The sequence below is a fragment of the Catenulispora sp. EB89 genome (genome assembly GCF_041261445.1).
Taxonomy (GTDB): domain Bacteria; phylum Actinomycetota; class Actinomycetes; order Streptomycetales; family Catenulisporaceae; genus Catenulispora.
In genome coordinates this window covers 244,451-260,200 of record NZ_JBGCCU010000013.1, presented here as the reverse complement: position 1 = coordinate 260,200, position 15,750 = coordinate 244,451, and the positions used below count along the sequence as shown (strand labels likewise).

The 15,750-nt window shown below is 71.1% G+C and carries 14 protein-coding genes; 7 read left to right on the top strand and 7 right to left on the bottom strand.

Going from position 1 to position 15,750, the window contains the following annotated elements:
• The first annotated feature begins 16 nt into the window (after nucleotides 1-16).
• Complete coding sequence (locus ABH920_RS27045; RefSeq protein ID WP_370351933.1) at nucleotides 17-994, top strand: ankyrin repeat domain-containing protein; 978 nt, start codon at nucleotides 17-19, stop codon at nucleotides 992-994.
• Nucleotides 995-1,141: 147 nt separating this feature from the next.
• A complete protein-coding gene (locus ABH920_RS27040; RefSeq protein WP_370351932.1) occupies nucleotides 1,142-2,476 on the top strand; it encodes a lipase family protein in 1,335 nt (444 codons plus the stop codon).
• 83 nt (nucleotides 2,477-2,559) lie between these two features.
• Here the strand turns inward: ABH920_RS27040 and ABH920_RS27035 are convergent, their stop codons facing one another.
• On the bottom strand, nucleotides 2,560-3,519 hold the full coding sequence (locus tag ABH920_RS27035; protein WP_370351931.1) for a cytochrome c oxidase assembly protein: 960 nt from the start codon (nucleotides 3,517-3,519) through the stop codon (nucleotides 2,560-2,562).
• 254 nt (nucleotides 3,520-3,773) lie between these two features.
• On the opposite strand from ABH920_RS27035, the gene ABH920_RS27030 reads away from it, so the two are divergent.
• The 3 genes from ABH920_RS27030 (at nucleotide 3,774) to ABH920_RS27020 (ending at nucleotide 7,017) form a co-directional block, all read left to right on the top strand.
• Nucleotides 3,774-4,475 carry a hypothetical protein gene (locus ABH920_RS27030; protein ID WP_370351930.1) on the top strand — a complete coding sequence of 234 codons (702 nt, stop codon included), beginning with the start codon at nucleotides 3,774-3,776 and terminating at the stop codon, nucleotides 4,473-4,475.
• A gap of 92 nt (nucleotides 4,476-4,567) precedes the next feature.
• Complete coding sequence (locus ABH920_RS27025; protein WP_370351929.1) at nucleotides 4,568-5,332, top strand: YcnI family protein; 765 nt, start codon at nucleotides 4,568-4,570, stop codon at nucleotides 5,330-5,332.
• Complete coding sequence (locus tag ABH920_RS27020) at nucleotides 5,329-7,017, top strand: copper resistance CopC/CopD family protein (protein ID WP_370351928.1); 1,689 nt, start codon at nucleotides 5,329-5,331, stop codon at nucleotides 7,015-7,017. The genes ABH920_RS27025 and ABH920_RS27020 overlap by 4 nt, the downstream gene beginning before the upstream one ends.
• A gap of 41 nt (nucleotides 7,018-7,058) precedes the next feature.
• On the opposite strand, the gene ABH920_RS27015 is transcribed toward ABH920_RS27020, so the two are convergent.
• From ABH920_RS27015 to ABH920_RS27000, 4 genes are all read right to left on the bottom strand, one after another.
• A complete protein-coding gene (locus ABH920_RS27015; protein WP_370351927.1) occupies nucleotides 7,059-7,658 on the bottom strand; it encodes a DUF5134 domain-containing protein in 600 nt (199 codons plus the stop codon).
• A 283-nt stretch (nucleotides 7,659-7,941) separates the two neighbouring features.
• On the bottom strand, nucleotides 7,942-9,507 hold the full coding sequence (locus tag ABH920_RS27010; protein ID WP_370351926.1) for a hypothetical protein: 1,566 nt from the start codon (nucleotides 9,505-9,507) through the stop codon (nucleotides 7,942-7,944).
• The gene (locus ABH920_RS27005) at nucleotides 9,504-10,046 is read right to left on the bottom strand and encodes a SigE family RNA polymerase sigma factor (RefSeq protein WP_370351925.1); all 543 of its coding nucleotides are present in this window, start codon (nucleotides 10,044-10,046) and stop codon (nucleotides 9,504-9,506) included. Before ABH920_RS27005 ends, ABH920_RS27010 begins: the two co-directional genes overlap by 4 nt.
• 127 nt (nucleotides 10,047-10,173) lie before the next feature.
• Nucleotides 10,174-10,908, bottom strand: coding sequence for a Clp protease N-terminal domain-containing protein (locus tag ABH920_RS27000; protein ID WP_370351924.1), 735 nt, complete (start codon nucleotides 10,906-10,908; stop codon nucleotides 10,174-10,176).
• A gap of 66 nt (nucleotides 10,909-10,974) precedes the next feature.
• Here ABH920_RS27000 and ABH920_RS26995 point away from each other — a divergent pair, with 66 nt between their 5' ends.
• Nucleotides 10,975-12,435 (top strand): serine hydrolase domain-containing protein, encoded by a 1,461-nt coding sequence (locus ABH920_RS26995; RefSeq protein WP_370351923.1) that lies wholly within the window; start codon nucleotides 10,975-10,977, stop codon nucleotides 12,433-12,435.
• Nucleotides 12,436-12,515: 80 nt separating this feature from the next.
• Nucleotides 12,516-13,565: a serine hydrolase domain-containing protein gene (locus tag ABH920_RS26990; protein ID WP_370351922.1), complete on the top strand. Its 1,050-nt coding sequence runs from the start codon at nucleotides 12,516-12,518 to the stop codon at nucleotides 13,563-13,565.
• Between the two features lie 189 nt (nucleotides 13,566-13,754).
• On the opposite strand, the gene ABH920_RS26985 is transcribed toward ABH920_RS26990, so the two are convergent.
• Together ABH920_RS26985 and ABH920_RS26980 are read right to left on the bottom strand one after the other, a co-directional pair.
• A complete protein-coding gene (locus tag ABH920_RS26985; protein WP_370351921.1) occupies nucleotides 13,755-14,429 on the bottom strand; it encodes a response regulator in 675 nt (224 codons plus the stop codon).
• Nucleotides 14,426-15,676, bottom strand: coding sequence for a sensor histidine kinase (locus ABH920_RS26980; protein ID WP_370351977.1), 1,251 nt, complete (start codon nucleotides 15,674-15,676; stop codon nucleotides 14,426-14,428). The genes ABH920_RS26985 and ABH920_RS26980 overlap by 4 nt, the downstream gene beginning before the upstream one ends.
• Between the last annotated feature and the right edge of the window lie 74 nt (nucleotides 15,677-15,750).

The following is a 15,750-nucleotide window of genomic DNA, read 5'->3' as shown; positions in this document are numbered from 1 at the left end:
TGTTACTCTGCGGCGCATGAGACCTACCGCGCTGCTGCGTGCGAGTGAAGACGGCGACACCGAGCTGGTGCGCAGACTGCTGCGGGAACACGCGGACATCGATGTCGACATGCGGCATCGCGGATCGGGGAGGACCCCGCTCCTCGAAGCGATCGTCGGCGGGCATCCCGACACGGTCGCGGTGCTGATCGCCGCGCGCGCCGACGTCGGAGTGCGGGACACGGCCGTGGGGTACACGGCGTTGGCCTGGGCTGCGTACAACGACCTCGGGTCGGTGGTGCGGCTGCTGGTCGAGCACGGTGCCGGGCTGGACGACCGGAGCGGCTCGTACGAAGAGACGCCGCTCATGGTCGCCGCGCGGGAGGGGCACGTGGCGACCGTCCGGGTGCTGCTGGAGCTTGGCGCGCAGGTTGATCTCGTGGACAGCCTCGGCATGACCGCGCTTTCGACGCGGCGCCTGGGGAACAACGGCGAGATCGAGTCGGAGGAAGTCCGCGCTTTGTTGCTCGCAGCCGGTGCGACGACCGCCGCTCCGATTGCGGAACCTCTGGTGTTGCCCTGGCCGGCCGTTGTTCCGGGCGAGCCCGGGTATGCCGATCCTGTCGCTGTCGTCCGGGGCTTCATCGTCGAGCTGGGGCAGTGGGAGCGGGACGCGCTCGCCGAGAACACCGCGGATGCCGTGGCGGTATCTCGCACCCTGGCTCAGCTGTTCCAGCAGCGCGACGAGCTCGCGGCGATCTACCTCACCGACCGGGTTCGGACCTACCGGTCCCACGCGATCGGCACGCCGCTCGACTTCGACGAGCGCGAGACCCTGCACACGGTCGAGTATCCGAAGCCTGCGAAATGTGAACTGCTTGTTCGCGATCCCGTCGATCATCCGCTGCGTTCGGAGCGGATCTACACCGCCGTCAAGAAGCGCGGCGAATGGCGGCTCGACTCGGTGAAGAGCCGTCCGCTGGGAACCGCCACGTGGGGGCGGCGGCTGCTCTGAGGCGGTCGCGGCGGCTGCGGCGTGGCGGCGCCGTCGCTTGGCGATCGCGCGGTGAACTGCTTGTTTCCAGGTCTGTACACCGGTATTACCGATTGGTAACTTACTCCGAGTCAGGTCTGTGACCCACTTCACCCGCCAAGGAGTGCCATGCGCAGAAGACCAGTCAGGCGTTTCGCCGCCGCCACCGCCGTGGTGGCCCTCGCCGCGGCCGGGATCGGTACCGCCACGGCCACGGCGTCCTCGGCCGCCGCGTCCGACCCGTTCTACAGCTACAGCGGTTCGGCGCCGTTGGCGTCGTACGCTCCGGGCACCGTCCTGGACACGCGGACGTTGCAGTACCACGTGGTCGGCATCCCGACGCCGGTCACCGCGATCCAGATCCTGTTCCGCACCACCGACGCGCAGGGCCGGCCGAGCGCCGGGGTGACGTCGGTGATCCGGAGCATCACCGGGGACAGCGGCAAAGCCGTGTCGTACCAGTCGTTCTACGACTCGCTGAACCCCGCGGACAGTCCGTCGCGGGCCATCGCCGGCGACCTGACGCTCGGCGGGGTCATCCCCAACGCCGAGGCGCTGTTCGTCGCGCCGCTGGTGCTCCAGGGCTACAACGTCGTCATCCCGGACACCGAGGGCCAGACCGCCGACTTCGCCGCCGGACCGGAGTACGGCACCACGACGCTGGACTCGATCCGCGCGGCCGAGAGCAGCGCGGCCGGGACCGGGATGAACGGGAGCACCAAGTTCGGGCTGGAGGGCTACTCCGGCGGCGCCATCGCGACCGGCTGGGCCGCTGCGCTCGCTCCGTCCTACGCGCCCGAGGTCAACCAGAACCTGGTCGGGTTCGCGGAGGGCGGCCTGCTGGTCGACCCGGCACACAACCTGAAGTACGTCGCGGGCTCGCTGGTGTGGTCCGGCGTCATCCCGATGGCGATCATCGGCGTCGCGCGCTCGTACGGGATCGACTTCAGCAAGTACCTGACGCCGTACGGGATGCAGGTCTACAACCAGCTGCAGCAGGGCTCGATCGTGAACGCGCTCGGACGCTACCCGGGGCTGACCTGGCAGCAGATGGCCAAGCCGCAGTACGCGAACCCGGACTCGGTGCCGGAGTTCGTGGCCGCGGTGAACAAGATCAACCTCGGCTCCGTCGGCACCCCGACCATCCCGGGCTACATCGCGCAGGGCGACGGCGGCGTGCTGGAGGGCACGTTCTCGAACCCGCAGGGCATCGGCACCGGCGACGGCGTGATGGTCGCCGGCGACGTGCGGGCGCTGGCGCGCCAGTACTGCGCGACCGGCGACGGCTCGATCAAGTACGACCAGTTCGACCTGCTGAGCCACACCGGCACGGCCGTGCCGTGGGCGCCGCTGGCGCTGGGGTGGCTGGACGACCGCTTCGCGGGCCGGACGGCGCCTTCGGACTGCGGGTGGATCGGCGCGGGGAACTCGTTGACGCCGGAGCAGACGGTCCCGGCTTCTTGAGCGGTGGCGGACTGTCGGTGAGGTTGCGTTCCGCGAGCTGGTGAGTTCGCGGGACGCAACCGCTCAAGCAGCGCAAGCGCCCCTCAGGAACCGCCCTGATTCAGCCCCGCCAAATACTGGTTGTAAGCGGTCAGCTCGGCGTCGTTGTCCCGGTCCGCAGCCCGGTCCTGCCGCACCGCCGCCCGCGTGTCGGCCCGCCGCCACTGCATGAACAGCACCAGCAGCACCAGCACGCTCGGGATCTCCGAGAACGCCCACGCGATCGCGCCCGCCGCGTGTTCGTCGGACAGCGGCGTGCCGGACCAGGTGGCCGGGTGGTGGGTGAACACCGTCGTGGTCAGCGAGCTCTCCATCATCACCGCGATGCCGAAGAACGCGTGGAACGGCATGCCGCCGAACAGCTCCAGGATGCCCAGCACCGGGTTCGGCCGGCGCGGGCCGGGGTCGACGCCGAGGATCGGGTAGAAGAACAGCAGTCCGACGCCGAGGAAGTGGACCAGCATCAGGTCGTGGGTCCACCAGGTGCTCATCAGCGTCGTGAACAGCGATGTGAAGTAGAGGCCGTAGAGGCTTCCGACGAACAGCGGCAGCGTGAACCACGGTGCCGTGATCACCTTCGCCGCGCGCGAGTGCAGGACGTGCACCAGCACCTCGCGGGCGCCGAGGCGGCCGTGGGGGGCGGCGGGCAGGGTGCGCAGGGCGAGCGTGATCGGGGCTCCGAGCAGGAGCAGGACCGGGCTCACCATCGACAGCACCATGTGCTGCACCATGTGGATGCTCATCAGCTGCATGCCGTAGCCGCCGATGCCGGTCGCCGTCACCTCGATGATGGTGGCGATGCCGAGCAGGAACGCCACTGTGCGGCCCGGCGGCCAGCGGTCGCCGCGCCGGTGCAGGCGCCACACCCCGAGCACGTACAGCAACCCCAGCAGCAGGCACGCGGCGGGCAGCACCGGGATCGGCTGCGGATGCCACGCCAGCAGTCTGCTCAGCGTGACCGGAGCCTCGGGCATCCAGCCGGGGCCGCTCATCCCGTCGCCCATGGGCGTGCTCCTTGTGCTCCTCGTGACTGGCCGGTGACCGGGGAGTGGCGGCGGTTCGGTCGTCGGCGGCCCGGTTCGGCCCCATGGTCCCACACCCCGGATCGATCTCTGCGGGCGGTGTTGTCCAGGGCTGCGGCGGTTGTCACAGAAGCACGCCATAAAAGGGCACTGTTCCGCCTCGCCGCGCCGGTTCGGCCGGCGCCCGGCGGGGCACTGGAGACGGTGTGGGGATCCGGTGCGATGATGTGTGCGCCATGGAGCTCCGGAGTCTCGCCCCGAACGCGCGGGCCGTCGTTTTCGCGACGGTCTGCACCTTTTTGGCGGTGGCGGCACACCGGTTGATGTCGGCGACGGGCATCCCGTTCGCCGCCGAGGCTTTCGGCGCGGTGGCGGTGTTCTGCTTCGCACGGATCGCCGCGGCGGTCGGGGAGCGCGGGCTGGCCTCGATCGGGCTGCTGGTCGGCGGCTCGCAGATCGGGCTGCACCTGCTGTTCCAGGCGGTGCAGGACTCGGCCGGTCACGCGGCGTCGGTGGCGGCGATGACGTCGGTGACGTCGGTGGCGGCGCCGGGATCGATGCCCGGCGTGGGTGATATGCCGGGAATGGTTGACGCGGTTTCGCGCGTATCGGCACACGGATCGATGCCCGGCATGACTTCCGGGATGACGTCCGGCATGACCTCCGGCATGACGATCGCCCACATCCTTGCCGCCGCGGTCACCGCCTGGTGGCTCCGTCGCGGTGAGGCCGCGCTGTTCGCGGTCGTCGAAGATGCCCGTGCGGTCGTGGGCGCGTCGTGGCGGATGGTGGCGTGCTGGCTGCTCGGGACGCGGCCGGTTCCCTCGGCGCCGCGAGCGATGCGGGCTGTCGGCCTCGACGTCCGACGTCCGGCCGTGGCGCGGGCGTTGCAGTTCACGGTGATCAGGAGAGGCCCGCCGACGGCGGTCTGTCAGTAGCCCTCACTCGCACGAGCGGGTGATATCGGCGTGCCGCGACGGCCCGCCGACGTTCTGACCTTCCTTTCCCGTCATCACCTGGAGACCTCACCATGTCCAAGCTCCTTCGCGGATCGGCGCTGGCCGGCGCCGTCCTCACCGTGCTGGCGATCGCCGGCCCGGCCTCCGCGCACGTCACCATCGGCCCCAACACCTCCCCCAAGGGCGGCAGCGACGTCGAGCTGACCTTCCGCGTCCCCAACGAGGAGGCGCAGGCGAACACCACGCAGGTCGAGGTCGACTTCCCGACCGACAAGCCGATCACCGGCGTGCTGCCCGAGCCGACGCCGGGCTGGACCGTCAAGGTCGACAACCTCACCCTGACCACCCCGATCAAGACCGACGACGGCACCGTCACCCAGGTCGTGCAGCGGATCACCTGGAGCGGCGGCCAGCTCGCCCCGGGGCAGTACCAGGGCTTCCGGGTGATGCTCGGCAGCCTGCCGGACAACGCGGACAGCCTGACGTTCAAGGCCCTGCAGACCTACTCCAACGGCGACGTCGTCCGCTGGATCGACGTCCAGCAGCCCGGCCAGCCCGAGCCCGACCACCCGGCGCCGGTGCTGACCCTGACCGCGGCCGTGCCCGACGGGGGCTCGTCGGCGCCGTCCTCGCCGAGTTCGCAGACGACCGCGAGCGCCACGGTGTCCGCGCCGTCGTCCTCGACCGGCACGACCACGACCGCCGCCGCCAAGACCAGCGACTCCACGGCCCGCGGCTTGGGCATCGCCGGCATCGTGGTCGGGGTGCTGGGCCTGGGGGCGGGCGCGTTCGGGATCAGCGCGGCTCGGCGTAAGGGAGCCGGGACGACCGAATGATGCGTCGTCTCGCGTATGTGGCCGCGTTGGTCCTCACGGTGCTCGTCGCCGTGGCGCCCAACGCGTCCGCGCACGCCACCGTGGTGTCGACGTCTCCGGGGGACGGACAGGTGGTCGCCGCCGCGCCGGGCACGGTTTCGGTGCGCTTCGACGAGGCGGTCCAGATGCAGTTCGGGGCGCTGCGGGTGTTCTCGCCGTCCGGGGCCCGCGTGGACGAGGGCAGCCCGACGCATCCGGCGGGGCAGTCGGACACCGTCGAGGTGGCGCTGAGCTCGAACCTGGGCCGGGGCACCTACACCGTGGCCTGGCACGTGATCTCGGCGGACTCGCATCCGGTGTCCGGCGCGTTCACGTTCAGCGTCGGGGCCTCCTCGGCGACCTCGGTGTCCCAGGACACGCTGAACGCCGCCGGGAGCAGGACGGTCGGCGTCCTGTACGGCATCGCCCGAGGCGTCGCCTTCGGCGGCTTCGCGCTGGTGGTCGGGGCGACCGGGTTCCTGCTCTGCTGCTGGCCTGCGGGAGCCGGCTCGCGGCGGGTCCAGACCATGATCGGCGCGGGCTGGGCGGCCCTGGTGGTCGCCACCGTCGCCGTGCTCGGGTTGCAGGGTCCTTATGACGGCGGGTTCGGGCTGGGCCGGGTCTTCGACACGGCCGTGCTGCGGACCACCATCGGGACCCGGCTCGGCACGGCGCTGGCGGTCCGGCTGGTGCTGCTCGGCGCGGTCGGCACCGCTTTGGCGACGCTGCTGCCCAAGATCGAGCAGGCGTCGGTCAGGGTGCGGATCGCGGCTGCCGCCGTCGGCGCGGCCTTGGCGGCCGGGCTGGCCGCGACGTGGGCCGCAGCGGATCACGCCGGCGTCGGCTCGCAGGTCGCGCTGGCGCTGCCGCTCGACATCCTGCACGTGACGGCGATGGGGATCTGGCTCGGTGGTCTGGTCGTGGTGGTCACCGCGCTGCTGCGTCCGGGAGGTTCGGGCGGTCCCGACGTCGCCGTGATGGCCGGGGCCGTGCGGCGGTTCTCGGCCATCGCGCTGTGCTGCATCGGGGTGCTGGTCGCCACCGGCACGTATCAGGCGTGGCGCCAGGTCGGGACGTTGGGAGCGCTGACCGGCACGGTTTACGGCAGGCTGCTGCTGATCAAGCTGCTTGGCGTCGGATTGCTGATCGCCCTGGGCTACCTGGCCCGGGTGTGGATCGCGCACTACCTGGCCGGCGCGGCGCGTCCCGATGAGGTGGCGATCCGCCAGCTGCGTCGCTCGACCGGTCTGGAGGTCGTGCTCGCCGCCGGGGTGCTGGGCATCACGGCGATGCTGGTGAACGCTCCGCCGGCCCGCACCGCGTTCGAGGCGCCGGTCTCGACGACCGTCGCCTTCGACACCGGCGGGACCAACGGCAAGGGCAGCGTGCAGATTTTCGTCTCGCCGGCGAAGGCGGGCACCGATCTCGTGCACATCGAGGTGGTCAATCCGGCCGGGGAACCGGAGGTCGTACCGGAGCTGACGGCGACCATGTCGCTGCCCGCGCGGCAGCTCGGGCCGTTGCCGTTGGGGCTGAGCGGCGGCGGGACGTCGCACTACTACGGGAACGCGACGATTCCGCTGGCGGGGAAGTGGCAGTTGGCGGTGACGGTGCGGACCAGCGATATCGACGAGACGACGGTGACGGTTCCGGTCACCATCCGCTGAGATCGCTGAAACGCCGAGTGCTCGGCGGCGGTGGCCGGGTGTCAGCTTCCTGCGACGCCCACCATCGCCGCCATCGCCACGGTCATCAGCAGCGCGCCGAGATGCGGCACCGTGACCAGCATCTGTGGGGCCCAGGCGGTGGTGCCGGTGCCAGTGCCGGTGCCAGCACCGACGGTGGCGCCGTGCCGGTGGCGCGCGTCGATCAGCCGTCGGCCGTGCACGAGCGCGCACGCCGCGAGCACCGCCGCGACGCCGAGCGGGACCCACGCCGGCGGATGCGTGGGGTCGGCGAGCATGTAGGCCATCGCGCCCAAACCGGCGGCGATCGCCGCGTTCTGGCAGCGGTGCTGCGCGGCGCTCCGCCGAAGCGTGAGTGTGGTGCGGCCGAGGTAGGCGACGGCCAGGACGGCGTAGCCCGCGGCGGCGGCGTGCAACGTCCCGACCGAGACCCCCGGGAACACCATGAGCGTCATGCCGACACCCATCACCGCGTGTCCGGCGTCCGTCGGCCGATCCGCGTCGGGCAGCCGCGTCGGCGACAGCAGGCGCAGTAGGTGCACGACCGTCGCGCTCCAGAACAGGGCGATCTCGGCCAGCGCCAGCAACGCCGACCCGCCACCGGTGCCCGAGCCCATGTCCATACCCGGCATCCCCCACCGCCGCCTTCCACGCGCGCCGCAGAAATGACGGTTCCCATTCGACCGCCGACCGCCGACAACCCCTGGCCCGAGACTTCGCCACCCAGAGCCTTCCCGGGCGGCGCCGGGATAGTCCCTGGCGAATGCGGCGAAAACGGTGAATGCGTCGCGATCGGCGGGCAAAGCGGGGGCATTGCCGAGCATGGCAGGGCCCGGAACGTCCGACTTGACGATCCGGGCCCGCTTTTTGCGCGCAGCCGCCCTATCCGGTCGTGATCATGCGCGTTCAGCTCTTGCCGTCGACCCGCGCGGCGATCTTGGTGGCCAGGTCCACGAACCAGGCCTTGTCCGCCTGGGTGAAGGCGTGCTGGTTCTGAGCCGAGGCAGACACGTCCACTCGCATGATGTCGTCGCCGAACCGGATGAAGATCGTCACGCGGTCCTGGCCGTACCAGTTCTCGATGAACGCGTCGTCGCCGGTCCCGGCGGGCACCGGCGACATGGTGTCGAGGCTGAAGCGGTAGGCGGCCGTGTCGCAGCCGCCGGTGCCGTGCTGGCGCAGGTCGTCCATCCAGTGCGGGCCTGAGCCGGCGGCCATGATGTCCACCGAGGCGGTCGCGTCGGCCTGGATGCCGCTGGGTGTGGTTCCGGTGAAGCTGTCGATCGGCTGCTTGGTGGCCACGGTGTGCTGTTCGTAGACGCAGCCGTTCTCCACCGTCAGCGCGGCGGTCGAGCCGTGGGATCCCGCCGGGTCGGCCTTCCAGCCCGGGCCGAAGCTGAACGGCTGGAGCGGGGTGTTCGACGGGGCGGTGACCGGCTCCGGTGTCAGGGGCGGCGTCAGGCCGGCGTCGGAGAGCGCGGCCACCAGCTTGTCGGGGGCGACCGGGTTCCCTGAGAGGAGGCGCCGGGGATCGGGCTGGGGCGGCGCCATCGGCTCTCCGGCGGTCGGCACCTGCGGGATGTCGGCGTAGTTGTGCCACTCCAGCACCACTTCGCCGCCGGTGCCGGGGAACCTGCGGGCGACGTCGGTGACGACGTAGGGGCCGTAGGACTTGGTCGCACTGAGCAGGGTGGATCCGTCGGGCAGCGTTGATTTCGTGCACGGGCCCCACTGGGCCGTGTCCATCCAGCCGTTGGCCGAGGTCTTGACGGGGTGGAGCAGATCCGTGTTGGTGTCGCCGTCCGTGATGCAGGTCGCCTTGCCCACCGGGTTTTCGCCGGCGGCGTCCACATACGACACGAGCAGTGTGCCGGTCGGGGCCGTCGCCTTGGCGGACTGCAGTGCCGACGCCGGCAACCCGCTCTCCGTCCACAGGACGGTGGCGTTCAGGCTGGCCATGTCCTGCGCCATCGGGTCGGTGTCCGGCACCAGCCGGACGCGGTCGCCGATCGGCGCCGTCCTGGCGATGTGTCCGAGGGCGGGATCCAGCGTGCTCAGCAGCCGCATGGTGTCGCGCGCCGTCGTGGTCGAGACCGCGATGTAGTAGTTGTTGAAGAAGCCGCCGGCGTTGCCCTTGCCGTCCTTGGTGGAGAAGCCGCTGAAGTCCGCGTAGTCGAGGACCTTGGCAGGGTCCGCGACCGCCTTCGCGGCCACGGTCTTCGTCGGGGGCGCGACGCTGGTGCCGGGAGCCGGCTCGGGCGCCTTGCGGTCCACGCCGCCGGCCACGCCGATCCCGACGGCGGCCACCACGGCGGCGGTGGCGAGCACGCTGCCGGACGCCGCCAGGGCCCTGACGCGGTTCCGGCGCTGTCCGGTGCGCATCATCTCGGCGTGGTCGGCGATCCAGGCCGGCTCCTCGCCCTGCCGCGAACGCTCGAACAGCTCGCGGGCCCATTCCTGGTCGGTGTTCATGAGCACCCCTTGATCGCTGTGACGTCGTCGAAGACCGGGGAGTCGGAGGTTCTGAGATCACCGACCACCGCGCGCAGCGCCGCCAAGCCGCGTGCGGTCTGGCTCTTCACCGTGCCGGTGGAGCAGCCGAGCACGCGGGCCGTCTCCTCGACGTCCAGGTCTTCCCAGTAGCGCAGCACCAGCACGGCCCGCTGGCCCGGCGAGATCCGCCGCAGCGCACCGACCAGCAGGTCGCGGTCGTCCGACGGGACGGCGGAGACGTCCGGGACGTCCGGCGGGGCGGAGGTCGGCCACTCCCGGCGGAACCAGCCGCGCCGTTTCTCGTCGATGCAGGTGTGAAGCAGGGTCTTGCGGAGGTAGGCGTCCAGGTTGTCGCCGCGGTTGACCTTGCCCCACGCGCAGTAGAGCTTGACGAACGTCGTCTGGACCAGGTCCTCGGCCTGGTGCCAGTCGCCGCACATCAGGTATGCCGTGCGTCTGAGCGCGTGCGAGCGCCCGGCCACCAGCTCGCCGAACTCCTTCTCGTCGGGTCCGCGCATCCGTCCGCCCCTCATCCCGTTGGTGTGCTGCGGGTCGTGCCGTGGTCGTGCTGTGGTGGTGCCGTGTTCTGACCAACCACTCCACGGATTCCGGGGCTGTCCGGTTGTCGCCGGGGCCGAAGATCTTCTATCGGCGGCGCAGATACTCGTCGATCACCGCTTGCACGGCTTCGCGGGCCCGGTCGTAGCTGACGCCGCGGTCCGCGAGCAGTTGCGCGGCGGGGTCGTTGGGCGTGTGGGCGAGGGCGAGCAGGAGGTGTTCGGTGCCGATGTAGTTGTGGTTCAGCTTCAGGGCCTGGACGAGCGCGGTCTCCAGGAGTCGGCGTGCCGGAGCGCCGAGGGGGGTCGAGACCAGGCGCGGGGGTGCGGCCGCAGGCGTTCCTTCCAGGGCATGGCGAATTCCGCCTGTGTCGACCTCCAGCCGCTCCAACGCTTGGACCGCCAGGGTGTCGTCATCGTCGAGCATCGCGAGCAGCACGTGTCCGGGTTCGACGACGCCGCTCCCGAGCCGGGCGGCGTGCTGTTCGGCGCGGACGAGGACGGCCCGGGTGCGGTCGGTGAGGCGGTCCAGGGCGCCGGTCGCGATGAGGTCGCCGACGGTCAGCTGGAAGCGCGCCGGGGCGTACCGCTGCTGTGCCGCCTGTCGGCTGATGCCCAGGTGGCCGCCGATGTCGGCCCAGGAGTTCCCGCGCGCGCGGGCCTGCTCGACGTAGTAGCCGACCAGGCGGGCGCCGAGGGCGGCGAGCTCGTCGGCGATCTCCTCGGCGGCGGCGAGGCGGGGCAGGTCGCCGGGCTCGCTGTCGGCAGCGGTGCGGGCGTCCAGCTCGGCGATCAGGGAGGAGAGGTCGGGCAGCTCGGGCACCCGGCCTATTCTTGCAGTCAACCGTTTGCTTGACGAGTCGGCAAGTGTCAACTAAAACATTGACACATGAACGTGACGCATTTGGCCGAAGCCCTCGACGTCCTCGTCCCGGAGATCCTCACGCTGTGCAAGGCCCCTGGCATGTCCATCGCCCTCGGGATGGACGGCGAGGTCGTCTGGGCGAAGGGGTACGGGTACGCCGACCTGGCCACCGGCCGTCCGATGACGCCCACGACCGTCGGCCCGACCGGGTCCGACGCGAAGCCGTACACCGCGACCGCGGTCCTGCAACTCGTCGACCAAGGTTTGATCGGCCTGGACGATCCGGTCAACGACCACCTCGGCGGGCTGCGCGTCACCAACCCGCACGGGCAGCGCGAGATAACCCTGCGGGATCTGCTGACCCACCGCAGCGGGCTCGGCTCGGATCTCGGGTTCTGCGACCTGGTGCCGCCGATGGCGTTGGGGGACCTGCTTGCGAAGATCCTCGCCGAGGGGCGGACCGATGCCTACCAGGGCAGTCTGCTGCCGTTGTGGGTGACGCCGGTTGGCACGCACTACCAGTACAGCAATGTCGGGATCGGGCTGGTCGGGTACCTGGTCGAGCGGCTGAACCCGGAGGGCGTCTCGTTCTCCGAGTGGGTGCGGCGGCATCTGTTCACGCCGCTGGGCATGACCTCGACCTGCTTCCCGCCGGCCCAGCACGCTGAGCACGTGCCTGCTGACTTGCTCGCTCGGCGCTCGACCGGGTACGCCACGCTCGACGGCTTCCAGTTCCGGCTGCCGCAGATCCATGCCGGCGTCTATCCGGCGGGGACCGCGTTGACGACGCCGTCCGATCACGCGCGGTTCTTGCTGGCGATGGCCGGTGGGGGCCGGCTTGGCGACGTCAGGATCCTGAGGCCGGAGACCGCGATCGCGATGGTGAGTCCGCAGGCTGGTCGTGGTCCTGATCCTGACAGCGCGGTCGGGTTCGTGTGGAACGTCTTCCAGCACGGGAGTCCTGGCTATCACGTCGGTCATGGCGGTGAGTACATGTGGGGATGGAACCAGGTCTCGCGGTTCTGGCCGGAGCGGCGGATCGCGGTGACGGCTTCGGTCAACCAGTGGGATCTCGGCGATCAGGGGTCGTCGGAGCGCCCGAGTCATCTGGCCGGGCGGTTGATGTTGGGGGCGGTCAGCGCGTGGGTGGAGGGTGCGGATCCTCGGCCGCTGCGTGGTACTGCCGCTGCGCGGAGCTATGTCGCCGGGCTGCTCGTCGGCGATCGGCTCACGACGCGGATCGGTGTCCGTGTCGCGCCGGCGGACCTTGATGTCCGGGCTGTTGCTGAGGGCGTCATCGTCTCCGAGGGCACGCCGTGGGATCCGGAGGCGTTCGGCGCGGCGGTGCGGGACGTGGCCGCGACCGACGGGACGATCTCCGGGTTGCTGAAGCTGACCCGGCGGCAGATGCCGAGACATCATCTGGACTTGGTGCAGCGGCAACTCGGCGTTCCGTTCCTGGGGAGCGCCGCTGCGGGTAAATAGGCTGATAGACGCGTGATGACGAGGTTCGAAGGTGCGCCCGGCTAGGCTCGGGTGTCACTGGCGAACGGAAGCGGGGCCCGATGGACAGTCTTGCCACGAGGATCGGCGATCTCGTCGAGGGCGGTGTCGGGCGGCGGGTGTTCCCCGGCGCGGTGTGGGCCGTCGGCGGCCCGGACGGGGTGCTGGCGCAGGGGGCGGCGGGGCTGCTGGACCCGGCGGACCCGGCGCGGCCGATGCGGGCGGACACGTTGTTCGACCTGGCGAGCCTGACGAAGGTGATCGCGGGGTGGGCGGCCGTCGGGACGCTCTGGGAGAACGAGCAGATCGACCTCGACGACCCGCTGGCCAAGCACCTGCCGGACGCGGCCGGGTTCCCGCTCGGAGCCGTCACGATCCGCCAGTTCCTGACGCACACCTCCGGCGTCCCGCTGCGCGCGAACCTGCGCGCGTCCTACGGCACGGACCCGGAGGCGGTGCGCCTCGGCGTGCTGCGCGAGGCGATGCGCCGCCCGGCCGGCGAGGCCGTGGAATACACGGACCGGTCGGCACTGATCCTGGGATTCCTGGTCGAGCAGCTGACGGACCGGCGCCTGGACGAGGTCGCCCGCGACGCGGTGTGGACACCGCTCGGCATGTCGGCGACGCGCTACGGCCCGCTCCCGGACAAGCTGGTTCAGCAGTGCGCACCGACGGAGTTCGACGAGGAGGCCGGCGCGCACGTCCGCGGCTCGGTACACGACTTCTCAGGGCGACTGCTCGGAGTGTGCGGCATTTCAGGGACCTTCTCGGACGCCACGGATCTGGGCCGCTTCCTGCAGTACCTGCTCAACCCCGGGGCATCCGCTGGCCCGGTCGGCTTCGGCCCCCGCTGGACCCGCGAATCGCTCCGCCTGCACACCGGCACCCTGGACCCGGCACGCGGCCTGTTCTGGCAGCCCTCCCCGAAGACCGCGACCGGCGAGGAGGACGTCTGGCTGCACTACGGCTTCACCGGCACCGGGATGTGGGTCTCGCGGGAGCGCCAGCGCTGGGCGGTGCTGCTGACGAACAAGGTGTTCTACAGCCGCGATCGCGGGACGATCGCCGAGGTGCGGAACGAGTTCCGGCGGCTGGTGTTCAGCGGGAGCTGAAGGGATGCTCGCGCGGCCAGCAAGCCAGCAAGCCAGCAAGCCAGCAAGCCAGCAAGCCAGCAAGCCAGCAAGCCAGCAAGCCAGCAAGCCAGCAAGCCAGCAAGCCAGCAAGCCCGCAAGCCAGCGGCAGCTAGCAGCAGTTCCTGGCCAGACGACCGAAGCTCAAGCAGCCCTGCCCCGCCCCGCACCTCACAAAGCCGTCGCCCCCGGCACCACCAGCCCGGTCTCGTAGGCCGTCACCACCAGCTGCGCCCGGTCCCGCGCCCCGAGCTTGGTCAGCAGCCTGCTGACGTGCGTCTTCGCGGTCAGCGGCGAGAGGTGCAGAGTGGCGGCGATCTCGTCGTTGGACAGGCCGGTGCCGACCAGGGTCAGGACCTCGCGTTCGCGCTGCGTGATCGCGGACAGGGGGTCGGTGGTCGGTGCGGGGCGAGTGCGGGGGCGGCTCACCACGTCCGCTATCAGGCGGCGGGTGACGCTGGGGGACAGGAGGGCGTCGCCTCGGGCCACGATGCGGATCGCCTGGAGGAGTTCGCCGGGGTCGGTGTCCTTGAGGAGGAAGCCGGAGGCGCCGGCGCGGAGGGCGTCGTAGACGTACTCGTCGGCTTCGAAGGTGGTGAGGATCAGGACTTTGATGCCGGCCAGGTCCTCGTCGGCGCTGATGCGGCGGGTCGCCTCCAGGCCGTCGACGCCGGGCATGCGGATGTCCATCAGCACGACGTCCGCGCGGGTCTCGGCGGCCAGCCGTACGGCCTGCGCGCCGTCCGTGGCCTCGGCTGCGACCTCCATGTCGGCGGCCGAGTCGATCAGCATCCGCAGGCCCACGCGGATCAGCGCCTGGTCGTCGGCCAGCAGCACGCGGATCATGCGGTCTCCTTCCCCAGGGGGAGCCGGGCCCGGACCAGGAAGCCGCCGGCCGGCCCCGGGTGGGCCTGCAACGTGCCGCCGGTGGCGAGGGCGCGCTCGCGCATGCCGATCAGGCCGTGGCCGCTGCCGTGGAGGGTCTCGCTGCCGGTGTTTTCGGCGCCGACGCCGTCGTCGGTGACGCGGACGTCCAACTCCTCGTCACCGTAACGGATCCGCACCGTCGCAGTCGCCGGCCCGGCGTGCCGCAGCGTGTTGGTCAGCGACTCCTGCACGATGCGATACGCGGCCAGCTCCACGGCGGCCGGCAGCCGGCGGCGCTCGCCGGTGATCTCGACGCTGACCGGGAGCCCCGACGCACGCACCGTGTCCAGCAGCGCCGGCAGGCCGTCGAGGTCGGGCGTCGGAGCGGTCGGCGCCGAGGACTCCGCGTCGTCGACCTGGCGCAGCACGGCCAGGATCGCCCGCAGCTCGCGCAGCCCGTTCTTGCTCGCGTCGCGGATCGTACCGAGCGCGGCGGCGACCGGCTCGGGAAGGTCGGGGGAGTCGCGGGAGACGTGGACCGCCACCCCGGCCTGGAGGTTGATCGTCGACATCGTGTGCGCGACCACGTCGTGCAGTTCCCGCGCTATGCGCAGGCGCTCGGCGTCGACGCGGCGTCGCGCCTCGTCCTCGCGGCCGCGCTCGGCGTCCTCGGCACGCTGCCGGATCGCGTCCACATACGCACGCTGATTCGCCACCGCGAGCCCGGCGAAGAACGCCAGCGCCACCTCGCCGGGAATGAGGACGAACGACCCGCCGATCGCCCCGAACGGATTGTGTGCCGCGGTGGCGACCGCCAGCGTGGTGAAGGTGACGCCGGTCGCGATCAGCGCCGTACGCACCGCGCGGACGCTGCCGCCCGGCGTCGTGGGCCGCCACGCGGTCACCACGACGGTGTAGAGCGCGCACATCGGATTGAGCAGCGCGGCGCCGTTCTCGTAGCCGAACGCCGTGTAAGTCAGGGTGCAGACGAGCGTCACGGTCAAAGCGGCGACCGGTCGGCGATAGCGCCAGAACAGCGCTACAGAGCCGGCGGCGACCAGCAAGTAGGCGGGCCACGGAGCGACGGCCGACGCCGGGAAGGGGTCGTGGCTCGGGTGCGACTCGCCGATCGAGCCCAGCACGGTGAGCATGAGCAGGACGGCCACGTAGAGCAGGTCCGCGAAGAGCGGGAACCGCCGTCGTTGCAGCGTCACATAGACGAACATGGCCACGGCCGCAGCATAGGCGCCGGTCGGCGCCGTGACATCGGCTTGCGGGAGGTCTGGGACGTACTGCTGGG